The organism is Methylobacterium oryzae (assembly GCF_021398735.1).
Lineage (GTDB): Bacteria > Pseudomonadota > Alphaproteobacteria > Rhizobiales > Beijerinckiaceae > Methylobacterium.
The window spans coordinates 3,578,057-3,590,799 of record NZ_CP090349.1 but is presented as its reverse complement, the minus strand read 5'-3'; the positions used below and the strand labels follow the sequence as shown (position 1 = coordinate 3,590,799).

Here is a 12,743-nt window from a genome sequence, read left to right as displayed (position 1 = left end):
CCCGCCCGTGGGACGACGGCAGAGACCTCGACATGGCAGTGACCGATCACGACGCGGCACCGGTCTCCACCGGGGTGACCGGCCTCGACTACATCCTGGCCGGCGGCTACGCGTCCCAGCGCTCGCACCTCATCGAGGGGCGGCCCGGATCCGGCAAGACGACGCTGGCGATGCAGTTCCTCCTCGACGGCGTGCGCCGGGGCGAGCGCTGCCTGTACATCACGCTCTCGGAGAGCCGGCGCGAGCTCCTGAACGTCGCGGAGCGCCACGGCTGGTCCCTCGACGGCATCGAGATCTGCGAGCTCGTCGCGCCGGAACTCAGCCTCGACCCCGGGCAGCAGCAGAGCCTCGTCCACTCGTCCGACCTCGAGCTCGGCGAGACCGTCCGGATGGCGATCGCCGAGATCGAGCGGCTCAAGCCGCAGCGCGTGGTGTTCGACAGCCTCTCGGAGATCCGGCTGCTCTCGCAGGGATCGCTGCGCTACCGCAGGCAGGTCCACGCCCTGCGCAGCTTCCTGCTCATCCAGAACACCACGGCGCTGCTCCTCGACGATCTCACCGCCGAGACGGACGACCTGAACCTGCACAGCCTCAGCCACGCCGTGATCCGGCTGGAGCAGCTCGCGCCCCTGTACGGCGGCGAGCGGCGGCGCCTGCGCGTGATCAAGATGCGCGGCACGCCGTTCCGGGGCGGTTTCCACGACTACGTCATCCGGCGCGGCGGGCTCACGGTGTTCCCGCGCCTCGTCGCGGCCGAGCATCTCGGCACCTTCCCCGACGACCGGTGCGGCACGGGCAGCCCCGAACTGGACCAGCTGCTCGGCGGCGGCCTCGACCGAGGCACCAGCACGATGCTGATCGGACCGTCCGGCGTCGGCAAGTCCACGGTGGCGCTCACCTGCGTCACCGCGGCGATCGCCCGCGGCGAGCGCGCGCTGATCCTCAGCTTCGACGAGACCACCGGCGTCCTCAGTCGCCGGGCCCGCGGTCTCGCCATGCCGGTCGACGACGCGATCGCCGCCGGATCGCTCATCGTCGAGCAGATCGACCCGGCCGAGGTCTCGCCCGGCGAACTCGCCGACATCGTCCAGAACGCGGTCGAGCACCGGGGCGTGACGACGGTCGTGATCGACTCCCTGACCGGCTATCACAACGCCATGCCGGAGGAGAATTACCTGCTCCTGCAGATGCACGAGATGCTGACCTACCTGAACCAGCAGGGCGTGCTCTCGCTCCTCGTCCTGGCCCAGCACGGCATGATCGGGGCGATGGGCGCGACTGTCGACCTCACCTACCTCAGCGACACGATCCTGCTGTTCCGCACCTTCGAGGCCGACGGGCGGCTTCGGCGCGCGATCTCGGTCGTGAAGAAGCGGACCGGCAGCCACGAGGACACGATCCGCGAATTGCGGATCGACTCCGGCGGGATCCGCGTTGGCGAACCGCTCAGCGCGTTCCGAGGTATCATGACCGGCGTTCCGACATTCGAGGGTGAGCGGTCGTCGCTCCTGCCGACCCGCGCGGCTGATGACCGAGGCTGAACTGCCGGTTCTCATCTTCGCGCCGGGTGGCCGCGACGCCGCCGTCGCCGCGGCGATCCTCGGCGAGGCGCGGATCGCGGCACAGGTGTGCGCCAGCCTCGCGGACGTGGTCTCCCGGCTCGACGCGGCCGCCTGCGCGGTGCTCACCGAGGAGGCGCTGCTGTCCTCGAACCGCCAGGCCCTGGCGGACTGGATCGCCGCGCAGCCGCCCTGGTCCGATTTCCCGTTCATCCTCCTGCGGCTGCGGGGCGCCGAGCCCAACGCGCAGCTGACCGACATGCTCGGCAACGTCAGCGTGCTGGAACGCCCGTTCCACCCAGCGACGCTGGTCATGGCGGCCCGCTCCGCCCATCGCGCCAAGCGCCGGCAGCTCGAGGCGCGCGCCCATCTCGAGGAGCGCGAGCGCACGACCGAGCGGCAGGCGCTCCTGATCCGCGAGCTGCATCACCGGGTGAAGAACACGCTGGCCACCGTGCAGGCGCTGCTCGGGGCCTCGGCCCGGTCCGCGACCAGCGTCGACGCGTTCTACGCGTCGTTCTCGGCGCGGGTGATCTCGCTGGCCAAGACCCACAATCTCCTGACCGAGGATTACTGGCAGCAGGCGCCCCTACGCGAGATGCTGATGAACGAGCTCGGGCCCTACAACGACATCGAGGGCGCCCGCATCCAGCTGGACGGCCCCGCGATCGACCTGATGGGCGACCTCGCGGTCCCGACCGGCATGGCCATCCACGAGCTGACGACCAACGCGGCCAAGCACGGCGCCCTGTCGGTCCCGGAGGGCCGGATCGCGATCCGGTGGGATATCGAGCAGACGCCGGCCGCCCGCATGCTGCACCTCGACTGGACCGAGCGGGGTGGTCCGGCCACGGCGGTGCCGACGCGGAAGGGCTTCGGCTCGACGCTGCTGCAGCGTGTCCTGAAGGTCCAGTGCCAGGCGGACATCGCCTTCGATTTCCAGCCGGCCGGGCTGCACTTCACCATGCGGGCGCCGCTGCCCGAGACGCGCGTCGTCCCGGCGTACTGAGGCGGTCAGGGTTCCGAACCCGACGCCGCGCCTGTCGCGGGGTGTGCGCTTTCACACAGAAGTGTCTTGCCTTCTGCGGTCCTGATCGAACTTATCGCAGGTGCGAGATTTAGGATGTCGCAGCACAGCGATACGTCTTGCGATGAATAGATTTGCTCCTCTCGTGGCGGCCGCACTGGCCTGGGCCGTGTTCGGCACCTGGGCCGAAGCCCGTCGCTCGTCCTTGCAGAAGGACATTCCGGCGCTCCGCCCGGGGATCGAGGCCGATCTGGCCGCGAGACACTGTCCGGCCGTCCGGATCGACACGGAGCGCTTCCGTCAGTTCTCGCGCGAGAACCATCTGAACCACGCGGACTTCTTCACGAAGAAGCGCTCGGTCGCCCTGCAGCACGACCTCGACGCGGAGCTGGCGCAGCTCCGCGAGCGTCCCGAGGAGGCCTGCGCGCAGATGTGGACCAAGTACGGCGACGACGGCACCGTGCAGCACCTCCTCGTCCGCAAGTAGGCACCGCCTTCCGATCCGGAGCCGCCCGGGCGCGTCGTCGAGGGCGGCGGCGATGACGGCTGCGACGACGACGCTGACGACCGCGAGGGTGTCGGCGCGGGCGGCGTTCCGGTCGCGCCGGACTCCCCGCCGCCCCGGATCCCGGGCTTGGCGATTCGGTTCCAGGTCCGCCCACGTACCGAGAACACGCTTCTCCCGCCGGGCGCGCCGAGAGAATAAAACCCCGCCTCTCGCGCGAATGAACCGCCGGCACGCAAGATCTCGCGCCCATCCCGCGCGACGGTCGAGATGAAAGTCCATATTGGACGCCCGATTTCGGGGAGAACATTTTTCCTTCACCGGGCAATTGGGAACGTCGTTTCATTGACGGCGGAAGTCGCAGCCATCAATTCTAGCGGCCTGTTCGGATGTCCGGCCGCGCAACCTCCGCTCTTCGGAGACGGGGCGGTCCGTCATCCTGTCTCACAGCAAGGCATCCGGAATGACACGACCGAGACTCGTCGGGCTGAGCGCCAACGTGCAGCGGCCCTCGAAGACCCGCACGCTGGTGGATGCCGTGCTCCGCGAGGCCAGCGCCCAGGCTGCCCTCGACGCGGAGATCCTCGATTTCGTCGATGCCGGGACCGGCCTCGGCGCCGCCTGGACCCGCGACCAGCTCGCGCCGGCCGCGCGCGGCGTGCTCGCGGCCATCGAGGAGGCGGACGGGCTGGTCGTCGGCTCGCCGGTCTACAAGGGCGCCTATACCGGCCTGTTCAAGCACCTGTTCGACCTGGTCGATCCGGGGGCGCTCGCCGGGAAGCCCGTGGCGATCGTGGCCACGGGCGGCGGCGCGCGCCACGCCCTCGTGGTCGAGCACGCGTTCCGGCCGCTCTTCGGCTTCTTCGGGGCGCTCCAGATCCCGACCGCGGTCTACGCCTCCGATCCAGATTTTAGCGACGGCGCGCTGACCGAGGCCGGAGTGCGCGCCCGCGCCCGCGAGGCCGGCGGGCAGCTCGCCGCGCTGCTCGTGCACCGGGCGGCCGCGGCGCCGCTCACCCTCGCCGCCGCCGAGTGAGCCGGCCGATGCTCGACCGTCGCGCCCTGCTGGCCGCCCTCGCGGCCCTGCCCCTAGCACCAGCCCTCGCGTCGGCCCTCGTCCCGGGCGCCCGGGCGGCCGAGCCCGGCGTGCTGCGGATCGGCTACCAGAAGAACGGCATCCTGGTCGTCGCCAAGCAGCAGAAGATCATCGAGAAGCGCCTGGAGCCCCTCGGATACGCGGTGCGCTGGGTCGAGTTCTCCTTCGGGCCGCCGCTGCTGGAGGCCCTGTCGCTGGACGGGATCGATCTCGGCCAGACCGGCGACGCCCCGCCGATCTTCGCCCAGGCCGCGCGCTCCAACCTCGTCTACGCGGCCGCCCAGGAGGCCGGCGGCTCCGGCGCCGGGATCTTGCTGCCGAAGGGCTCGGAGATCCGCAGCCTCGCCGAGCTCAAGGGCAAGCGCGTCGCCTTCGCCAAGGCGTCGAGCTCCCATAACCTGACCATCGCGGCGCTGGAGAAGGCCGGCCTGAGCTACGCCGACATCGAGCCGGTGACGCTGGCGCCCGCGGACGCCGCGGCCGCCTTCGCCCGGGGCAGCATCGACGCCTGGACGATCTGGGACCCGTACTTCGCCATCGCCGAGCAGGGGGAGGGCGTGCGCGTGCTGGTGCGCGCCACCGACGTCACCCCGCAGAACAACTTCTTCCTGGCGAGCCGGCCCTTCGCGGAGAGCCGGGCCCCGGTCCTCACCGCGGCGATCGACGCCCTGGGCGAGGTGGCGGCCTGGTGCACGCAGAATCGCGGCGCGGTGGCGGACCTCCTGTCGCAGGGCACCGGCGTGCCGCTGGCCGCGACGCGGCGGGCGGTGGACCGGACCGACTACGTGATCGGACCGATGACCGACCGCGTCGCCGCCGAGCAGCAGCGGGTCGCCGACCGCTTCCACGCCCTGAAGCTGATCCCCAAGCCGATCCGCATCGCCGACGCGGTCTGGACGCCCCCCGCCCGCAACGGTTGAGACCGACCGCAGAGAGCCATGACCGACCGATCGCCCCGCGCGCTGTCCCTGTCATCCGACGGCGCCCCGAACCGCCGCCTCCTCCTGTCCGCCGGCCTCGGCCTCGCGGCGGCCGCGCTGCTGCGGCCGGCCCGCGCGGCCGGCAGCATCCGGATCGGCTACCAGAAATACGGGTCCCTCGTGCTGCTGAAGGCCCGCGGCACCTTGGAGAAGGCCCTCCAGCCCTTCGGCACCGCGGTGGCGTGGTCCGAGTTCCCGTCCGGCCCGCCGCTCCTGGAGGCGCTGAATGCCGGGGCGATCGATCTCGGCTCGGCCGGCGAGGCGCCGCCGATCTTCGCCCAGGCCGCGAGCCCGGAGCTGCGCTACGTGGCCGCCGAGCCGCCGGCGCCGCGGGGCGAGGCGATCCTCGTGCCCAAGGACAGCCCGATCCGCAGCGTCGCCGACCTGCGCGGCAAGACCGTCGCCCTCAACAAGGGATCGAACGTCCACTACCTGCTGGTGCGCGCCCTGGAGCAGGCGGGCGTCCCCTACGACGCGGTGACGCTCGCCTATCTGGCGCCGGCCGACGCCAACGCCGCCTTCGTGCGCGGCTCCGTCGATGCCTGGGTGATCTGGGACCCGTTCCAGGCCGCCGCCGAGCGCGCCACGGGCGCCCGGGTCCTGGTCGACGGGCGCGGGGTCGACGGGCACGCGCTCGCCCCCAACCGCCAGTTCTACCTGTCCTGGCGCGGCTTCACCGACACCAGCCCCGCGATCGTCTCGGCCGTGCTGCAGGCGATCGGGGAGATCGACGCCTGGGCCGAGGGCCATGCCGACGCCGTGGCGGCGGAACTGGCGCCCTCGGTGGGCATCCCCGCGCCGGTCCTCGCCGTGGCGCTCGGCCGCCTGTCCTACGGCGTCGCGCCCCTCGACGCGGCCGCGATCGCCGACCAGCAGAAGGTCGCCGACAGCTTCCACCGTCTCGGGCTCCTGCCGAAGCCCGTCCGGGTCGCCGACGCGGTCTGGACGCCCCCCCGGCCCGCGGACGCCCTCAAGTCCGAGAAGCGGACGGAGAACCGCTGATGCGCCCCTCGAAGCTCGTTCGCCTGCGCGACTCCGCGGTGCCCTGGCTGCTGCCGGCCGCCATCCTGCTCGGCTGGCAGGCCGCGGTCTCGGCCGGCCTCGTCTCGAACCGCTTCATGCCGGCGCCCCTCGACGTCGTCCGGGCCGGCTGGGAGGCCGGGCGGACCGGGGAGCTCTGGACCAATCTCGGCGTCAGCACCCTGCGGGCGCTGGCGGGCTTCGTGATCGGCGGCGGCATCGGCTTCGGGCTCGGCCTCGCCAACGGCCTGTCGCGCCTGTCGGAGCGGCTCACCGACACCTCGGTGCAGATGGTGCGCAACGTGCCCCACCTGTCGCTGATCCCGCTGGTGATCCTGTGGTTCGGCATCGGCGAGGAGGCCAAGCTGTTCCTCGTGGCGCTCGGCGTGTTCTTCCCGATCTACGCCAACACCCTGCACGGCATCCGCTCGGTGGATCCGGGCCTCGTGGAGATGGGCCGGGTCTACGGCATGTCCCGCACCGAGCTGTTCACCCGCGTGGTGCTGCCGGGCGCCCTGCCGTCGATCTTCGTGGGCCTGCGCTACGCGCTGGGCATCATGTGGCTGACGCTGATCGTCGCCGAGACGATCTCGGCCTCGTCGGGGCTCGGCTACATGGCCATGCAGGCCCGGGAGTTCATGCTGGTCGACGTCGTCGTGCTGGCGATCCTGATCTACGCCGCCCTCGGCAAGTTCGCCGACGCCCTGACCCGCCAGCTCGAGCGCGCCTGCCTCGCCTGGAACCCCGCCTACAGGAGCGCCTGATGCTGCTCGACGCCGTCCGCCGCGAGGCGCTTCCCGACCCGGGCACGGACCCGCGCCCGGCGCCCGGCCCCGCCCCGGGGCACAGGCAAGCGGATCTGCCCACGGATCTGCCCGCGGATTCGCCTCCCTCGCCGCCGGCCCGAGGGATCGCCGTCACCGTCCGCGACCTGGACAAGAGCTTCGACGGCACCGCCGTCATCGAGGGCCTGAACCTGTTCCTGCCGGCCGGCGGGTTCACCGCGGTGGTCGGCCGCTCCGGCTGCGGCAAGAGCACCCTGCTGCGCCTCATCCTCGGGCTCGACACGCCCACGGGCGGGCGGATCGACCTGGAGGGGCCGGAACGCTCCCCGCGCCGGTCCGAGCCGCCGAAGCGGATCATGTTCCAGGAGCCGCGGCTGCTGCCCTGGGCGCGGGTCGTCGACAACGTGGCGGTCGGCCTGTCGGGGCACGGCTCCCGGGCCGAGCGCCGGGAGCGGGCGCTCGCGGCGCTCGCCGAGGTCGGCCTCGCCGACAAGGCCGGGCAGTGGCCCGCCACCCTGTCGGGCGGCCAGCGCCAGCGCGTGGCCCTGGCCCGGGCGCTGGTGAGCCGGCCGGGCCTGCTCGCCCTCGACGAGCCGCTGGGCGCCCTCGACGCCCTGACCCGGATCGGCATGCAGGACCTGATCGAGCGGATCTGGCGGGGGCAGGGGTTCACCGCGCTCCTCGTCACGCACGACGTCGCCGAGGCCGTGGCGCTGGCCGACCGCATCCTCGTGGTCGAGGCCGGCCGGATCGCCCTCGACCTGCGGGTCGACGTGCCGCGGCCGCGCCGGCGCGGGGATCCGGACCTCGCCCGCCTCGAGGGCCGCATCCTCGATCACCTGCTCGGATCGCAGCCAACCGCCTGAACGCGGGCCGCCGTTTCCCGGAAGCGGCGGCCCGCCCTAGCTCTCGACGATCACCGGATCCGCGCAGTCGGGTCCGGCTTTTCCGCATCCGGCCACCGGGCCGCACAGGAGATTCCGATGACAGCAGCCAATGACGGACGCGCCGACGTCCTCTGGTTCCTGCCGACCCACGGCGACGGCCGCTATCTCGGCGCGCGGGAGGGGGCCCGGGACGTCTCGCTCAGCTATCTCCGGCAGATCGCGCAGGGGGCGGACGAGCTCGGCTATTACGGCGTGCTGCTGCCCACCGGACGCTCCTGCGAGGATTCCTGGATCGTCGCCTCGGCGCTGGCGCCGCTGACCAAGCAGCTGCGCTTCCTCGTGGCGGTGCGGCCGGGCCTGATGGAGCCCTCCGCGGCGGCCCGCATGACCGCGACCCTCGACCGGATCTCGGACGGGCGCCTCCTGATCAACGTCGTCACCGGCGGCGACCCGGTGGAACTCGCCGGCGACGGCGTGTTCCTGTCCCACGACGAACGCTACGCCGTCACCGACGAGTTCCTGACGATCTGGCGCGGCCTGCTCGCGGGCGAGACCGTGACCTTCCGGGGCGATCACCTGCGCACCGAGAACGGCCGGCTGATCTTCCCGCCGGTGCAGAAGCCCTACCCGCCGCTCTATTTCGGCGGCTCGTCGGCGGCCGGCATGGCGGTCGCGGCCGAGCATTGCGACGTCTACCTCACCTGGGGCGAGCCCCCGGCGCAGGTCGCCGAGAAGATCGCCGCCGCCCGGGAGGCCGCCGAGGCGAAGGGCAAGACCTTCTCGTACGGCATCCGCCTGCACGTCATCGCCCGCGAGACCGAGGCCGCGGCCTGGGAGGCCGCCGAGCAGCTGATCTCGAAGCTCGACGACGCCACTATCGCCAAGGCGCAGGAGACCCTGAAGCGGCAGGATTCCGTCGGCCAGAGCCGCATGATGGCGCTCCACGGCGGCAGCCGCGACAAGCTCGTGGTGGCGCCGAACCTCTGGGCCGGCGTCGGCCTCGTCCGCGGCGGCGCCGGGACGGCGCTGGTCGGCTCGGCCGACCAGGTCGCCGACCGGATGAAGGAGTACATCGATCTCGGGATCGACCGCTTCATCCTCTCGGGCTACCCGCACCTGGAGGAGGCCTACCGGTTCGCTGAGCTGGTCTTCCCGAAGCTGCCGCTGCGCGCCACGACCGGGCGGCCGGCCGGCAATGCCCGCAACGACGGCCCGTTCGGCGAGATCATCGCCAACGACCTCGTGCCGACCCGCCGCGTCAGCGCGCACTGACCGGCGGCCCCGCCGGCACGGGGCATGGCTGATCTGCGTTCGGGCAGCCCGGGCGTCATGGTCATGCCATCCTTGGCGCCCATCCGCACCGCCCATCGCCGCGCGACCCGCTCGCGCGGCCTGGACGAGCGTAGGATTTCGATGACTTCGACCAAGACGGCCCTCCTGGCCATCGGTCTGTGCCTCGGCCCCGCCGCGGCCTTCGCGGAGCAATCCCCGGCCCGGGAAGCCCTCAAGCAGTACTGCACCGGCGACTACATGGATTTCTGCAGCGCCTACGCGCCGGGCGGCCCGGAGGTCGAGGCCTGCTTCAAGGCCAACCTCAAGAAGCTCTCCCCGAACTGCTCGGCGGCGATCACCGCCTACAAGAAGGAGCAGCGGGCGACCAAGCGCGTCAGCGAGGCGCGCTGAGGGCCGAACGCCCGTCGCGGCGGCCGCGACCCGGGAGCCCCCGACGGCGCGGCGATCCCACAATGCTGCCGCGCGGAAGCGGCCTGCACGATAATTTAAGCCGGCGCCTGCCATCGGTTGAGAACTGGCGTGGCCAAGGTCAGGTCCTGCGATTCGGCGACGATCCGTGCACGTGATCGCACGGGATCTGCACCGGGATCTGCGATCTCCGCGCCCATCGGGATTTCGAGACGCGGGTACCGTGCCGATGACGACAACCGACCTGACGTCCGCCGGGACCGCATCCCCGGCCGGCGGCCGCGCGGCGATCCTGCGCGGGGCCCGCATCGGAGCGGCGGCGGCCGTCACCGTGATGGTCCTGCTCCTCGACCTCATCAGCTACTCCCAGCTCATCTTCTCGGGGCCGCTGGTGGAGAGCCGCGCGGCCGGCCTGTCGGCGCTGCTCGCGGCCTACGTGCTGGGCAGCCTCGTCTTCATCGCGCTCCGCCGCACCGCGCGGATCTCGCTGTCCTTCATCGGCGCGGCCGCGATCGTGCAGGCGGCGATCGCCGCGGCGGTCGCCGGGCAGCTCGAGGCCGCGGGCGTCACCGATCCGGAGACGGTCGGCCAGCTCGTGCTCGTCGCCTGCGGCGTCTCGACCTTCGCTACCGGCGTGATCTTCGCGCTGCTCGGCACCCTGCGGGCCTCCCTGCTGGTGCAGCTCCTGCCCTACCCGGTGCTCGCCGGCTTCCTCGGCGGCGTCGGCCTGCTGTTCCTGCGCAGCGGCGTGCAGATCGGCGGCCATGTCGACGACCCGCTCGCGGCCCTGCTCCACGCCGTCGATCCGGCGAACCTCGATCCGGGCCGGATCGATGCCGGGGCGCTCGCGCGCATCGCCCTGACCCTCGTGATCGGGTTCTGCGCCTTCTACCTCCCCCGGATCGTCCGGCACTGGGGGACCTACCCGACGGTGATCCTGTCGAGCCTCGCGGTGGTCCATCTCGGGCTGGCCTGGACGGGCACCAGCGTCGCGGCTGGGCAGGCATCGGGATGGCTGATCGAGCCGCTGCCGACGGGCACGCTGCTGCGGCCGCCCGCCATCGGCAGCCTGACGGCCTTCGATCCGCACCTGCTCCTGCCGATCTGGCCCAAGATCGCCACCCTGGTCGTCGTGGCGGTGATCATCCAGATCCTCTACGTGGTGAGCGTCGAGCTGGAGATCCGGCGCGACCTCGACATCGACCGGATGTTCGTCGCCTCGGGCGCCACCAACCTGGTCGGCAGCGTGTTCGGCAGCTCCGCGATGGGCTTCGGCCGGACCTCGACGCTGCTGCTGCACAACATCGGCGGCGGCCACTGGCTCGGCTGGTGGCTGACCCTCGCGGTCATGGCGGCGCTCCTCATCGTCGGCGCGAGCCCCCTGGCGCTGCTGCCCCGCCCGCTGGCCGGCGGCGCCCTGATCGCCATCGGCATCGGGCTCCTGTTCAACCTCGGCGTCGCCAGCCGGACCCTGCCGGGCTGGGAGACGGCCATCGCGCTGGTCGTGTGCACCGCCACCGCGTATTTCGGGGCCACCACGGGCTTCCTCGTCGGCGTCCTGCTGGCGATCCTGATCTTCGGGGTCCAGTACGGGCAGATCGGCGCGATCCGCCGGTCGCTCTCCGGGGCGGACCGGCGCAGCAGTGTGATCCGCGGCCCCGACGCCGCCGCGCGGCTCGAGGCGGCCGGCGGCCGGACCCGGATCTACACCCTGCAGGGCTACCTGTTCTTCCTCAACGCGCAGGCGATCTTCCGCCGGGCCGCCGCGGAGGCCGGGGATCTGCGCGTCCTGATCCTGGATTTCCGCGAGACCGTGGGGCTCGACAGCTCGGCGCTGATCGCGTTCCGCAAGGTCGGCCAGCTCGCCGAGCAGCGGCGCTTCGAGGTGCTGCTGGTCCACGTGGATCCGGTCGCGCGCCTGCTGATCACCCGCAACGGCCTCACCGCCGACCCGCGTGTCCGGATCCTCGACACGCTGGACGAGGCCCTGCGCGCCGCCGAGGCGACGCTCCTGGCGGAGGCCGGCGGCGCCGGCCCGGGGGAGGTCGCCGTCTTCGCCCGGCACATGGCCGACCGGCTCGGCAGCACGTTCGGCCCGGACGACTTCGCGCCCTACCTGACGGTCCGCGAGCTCGCGGCGGGCGCGGCGCTGATGCGCCAGGGGGAGGCGGCCGATGCCCTCTACTTCCTGGAGCAGGGCCTCGTCTCCATCGAGATGGAGGTCCCCGGCCGCGGCAACCTGCGCCTGCGCACCACCACGGCCGGCACGGTGATCGGCGAGATCGCGCTGGTCCAGGGCGGCCGGCGCACCGCCACCGCCGTCGCCGAGAGCCCCTGCCGGGTGGTCGTCATCGACCGCGCCGCCCTCGCGCGGATGGAGCGGGAGCGCCCGGACCTCGCGCTCGCCTTCCAGCGCTTCCTGATCCTGGAACTGGCCGGCAAGGTCTCCGACACGAACCGGCTGCTCGAGGCCGAGATGCAGTGAGGCGCCCGGCGGCGCCGGCTCTCCCGGTCAGGGGTCAGGCCGCCGCCAGCACCACGGCGAGCCCCAGATGGGTGACCTGGTGCAGGAACTGGTCGATGCCGATCAGCCACCAGAACCGGGCGTCCGTGGGTGGCAGGCTCGTCCGCCGACCGACCAGCACCTTGCCGCGATCGATCCCCGTGTGGATCGCGAAATCGACGAGCGCCAGCCACCACAGGGCCGGCTTCACCGCCAGCGCGATCAGCAGCGTGCCGAGGCCGTGCAGGCCGGTATGGGCGCAGAGGGGGGCGAGCCAGGCGGACGACCGCTGCTTGCCCTGCGCCATCCAGTTGGTCTGAAAGAAGAAGTCCGCCGCGAGGTGCTTCACGGCGAACGCCAGGACCAGCAGCGCGAAGGCACCCACCGGGACGAGCGTATCGACGGACGGCATCGCGGCGCTGGCTCTCCTGCCGCGATCCTGCGGGGACGGGTTCGGCCGCGCGCACCGCGCTCCGAATCGAGGAAGCGCCAGCATACACGCGCCGACGGACCCTGGCGCGAGCGGAAATCCGGCGCGGCCGCCGGCCCGATCCCGGGCGTGGCACCGTAGGATTCAGGATCCGGAATGACTTCTCGCCCTGCTCCCGGACGCTCCACCAGATGTTTCCTCTATTCACTCAGGCATCCGGCAATCTGTCGAGTTTTAATAATTCCAATCC

The 12,743-nt window shown here is 72.1% G+C and carries 12 protein-coding genes; 11 read left to right on the top strand and 1 reads right to left on the bottom strand.

Features of this window, described 5'->3' with window-relative positions; all coding sequences use genetic code 11:
* The first annotated feature begins 32 nt into the window (after nucleotides 1-32).
* The 11 genes from LXM90_RS17035 to LXM90_RS16985 all read left to right on the top strand — a co-directional run bounded on the left by LXM90_RS17035 (nucleotide 33) and on the right by LXM90_RS16985 (nucleotide 12,045).
* On the top strand, nucleotides 33-1,541 hold the full coding sequence (locus tag LXM90_RS17035) for an ATPase domain-containing protein (RefSeq protein ID WP_234080847.1): 1,509 nt from the start codon (nucleotides 33-35) through the stop codon (nucleotides 1,539-1,541).
* Nucleotides 1,528-2,568, top strand: a complete 1,041-nt coding sequence (locus tag LXM90_RS17030; protein ID WP_234080846.1) for a sensor histidine kinase — start codon at nucleotides 1,528-1,530, stop codon at nucleotides 2,566-2,568. The genes LXM90_RS17035 and LXM90_RS17030 overlap by 14 nt, the downstream gene beginning before the upstream one ends.
* Nucleotides 2,569-2,710: 142 nt before the next feature.
* Nucleotides 2,711-3,073, top strand: a complete 363-nt coding sequence (locus LXM90_RS17025; protein WP_056527232.1) for a hypothetical protein — start codon at nucleotides 2,711-2,713, stop codon at nucleotides 3,071-3,073.
* Nucleotides 3,074-3,554: 481 nt separating this feature from the next.
* On the top strand, nucleotides 3,555-4,127 hold the full coding sequence (msuE, locus tag LXM90_RS17020) for an FMN reductase (protein WP_234080845.1): 573 nt from the start codon (nucleotides 3,555-3,557) through the stop codon (nucleotides 4,125-4,127).
* A gap of 8 nt (nucleotides 4,128-4,135) precedes the next feature.
* On the top strand, nucleotides 4,136-5,107 hold the full coding sequence (locus LXM90_RS17015) for an aliphatic sulfonate ABC transporter substrate-binding protein (protein ID WP_234080844.1): 972 nt from the start codon (nucleotides 4,136-4,138) through the stop codon (nucleotides 5,105-5,107).
* An 18-nt stretch (nucleotides 5,108-5,125) separates the two neighbouring features.
* On the top strand, nucleotides 5,126-6,169 hold the full coding sequence (locus LXM90_RS17010; RefSeq protein WP_234080843.1) for a sulfonate ABC transporter substrate-binding protein: 1,044 nt from the start codon (nucleotides 5,126-5,128) through the stop codon (nucleotides 6,167-6,169).
* Nucleotides 6,169-6,951 carry an aliphatic sulfonate ABC transporter permease SsuC gene (gene ssuC / locus LXM90_RS17005; protein WP_056527222.1) on the top strand — a complete coding sequence of 261 codons (783 nt, stop codon included), beginning with the start codon at nucleotides 6,169-6,171 and terminating at the stop codon, nucleotides 6,949-6,951. Before LXM90_RS17010 ends, ssuC begins: the two co-directional genes overlap by 1 nt.
* Nucleotides 6,951-7,838, top strand: coding sequence for an ABC transporter ATP-binding protein (locus LXM90_RS17000; RefSeq protein ID WP_234080842.1), 888 nt, complete (start codon nucleotides 6,951-6,953; stop codon nucleotides 7,836-7,838). The genes ssuC and LXM90_RS17000 overlap by 1 nt, the downstream gene beginning before the upstream one ends.
* A 117-nt stretch (nucleotides 7,839-7,955) precedes the next feature.
* A complete protein-coding gene (gene ssuD, locus LXM90_RS16995; RefSeq protein WP_020094784.1) occupies nucleotides 7,956-9,131 on the top strand; it encodes an FMNH2-dependent alkanesulfonate monooxygenase in 1,176 nt (391 codons plus the stop codon).
* A 141-nt stretch (nucleotides 9,132-9,272) separates the two neighbouring features.
* Nucleotides 9,273-9,542 (top strand): hypothetical protein, encoded by a 270-nt coding sequence (locus LXM90_RS16990; protein WP_012318328.1) that lies wholly within the window; start codon nucleotides 9,273-9,275, stop codon nucleotides 9,540-9,542.
* 247 nt (nucleotides 9,543-9,789) lie between these two features.
* Nucleotides 9,790-12,045 carry a cyclic nucleotide-binding domain-containing protein gene (locus tag LXM90_RS16985; protein ID WP_234080841.1) on the top strand — a complete coding sequence of 752 codons (2,256 nt, stop codon included), beginning with the start codon at nucleotides 9,790-9,792 and terminating at the stop codon, nucleotides 12,043-12,045.
* Nucleotides 12,046-12,079: 34 nt separating this feature from the next.
* On the opposite strand, the gene LXM90_RS16980 is transcribed toward LXM90_RS16985, so the two are convergent.
* The gene (locus tag LXM90_RS16980) at nucleotides 12,080-12,475 is read right to left on the bottom strand and encodes a DUF3307 domain-containing protein (RefSeq protein WP_020094786.1); all 396 of its coding nucleotides are present in this window, start codon (nucleotides 12,473-12,475) and stop codon (nucleotides 12,080-12,082) included.
* Nucleotides 12,476-12,743 lie beyond the last annotated feature (268 nt).

Excerpts from the sequence above, each read along its gene's own strand:
- LXM90_RS17035 (WP_234080847.1), top strand. The coding sequence starts at position 33 with ATGGCAGTGACCGATCACGACGCGGCACCGGTCTCCACCGGGGTGACC.
- LXM90_RS17030 (WP_234080846.1), top strand. The coding sequence starts at position 1,528 with ATGACCGAGGCTGAACTGCCGGTTCTCATCTTCGCGCCGGGTGGCCGC.
- LXM90_RS17025 (WP_056527232.1), top strand. The coding sequence starts at position 2,711 with ATGAATAGATTTGCTCCTCTCGTGGCGGCCGCACTGGCCTGGGCCGTG.
- msuE (WP_234080845.1), top strand. The coding sequence starts at position 3,555 with ATGACACGACCGAGACTCGTCGGGCTGAGCGCCAACGTGCAGCGGCCC.
- LXM90_RS17015 (WP_234080844.1), top strand. The coding sequence starts at position 4,136 with ATGCTCGACCGTCGCGCCCTGCTGGCCGCCCTCGCGGCCCTGCCCCTA.
- LXM90_RS17010 (WP_234080843.1), top strand. The coding sequence starts at position 5,126 with ATGACCGACCGATCGCCCCGCGCGCTGTCCCTGTCATCCGACGGCGCC.
- ssuC (WP_056527222.1), top strand. The coding sequence starts at position 6,169 with ATGCGCCCCTCGAAGCTCGTTCGCCTGCGCGACTCCGCGGTGCCCTGG.
- LXM90_RS17000 (WP_234080842.1), top strand. The coding sequence starts at position 6,951 with ATGCTGCTCGACGCCGTCCGCCGCGAGGCGCTTCCCGACCCGGGCACG.
- ssuD (WP_020094784.1), top strand. The coding sequence starts at position 7,956 with ATGACAGCAGCCAATGACGGACGCGCCGACGTCCTCTGGTTCCTGCCG.
- LXM90_RS16990 (WP_012318328.1), top strand. The coding sequence starts at position 9,273 with ATGACTTCGACCAAGACGGCCCTCCTGGCCATCGGTCTGTGCCTCGGC.
- LXM90_RS16985 (WP_234080841.1), top strand. The coding sequence starts at position 9,790 with ATGACGACAACCGACCTGACGTCCGCCGGGACCGCATCCCCGGCCGGC.
- LXM90_RS16980 (WP_020094786.1), bottom strand. The coding sequence starts at position 12,475 with ATGCCGTCCGTCGATACGCTCGTCCCGGTGGGTGCCTTCGCGCTGCTG.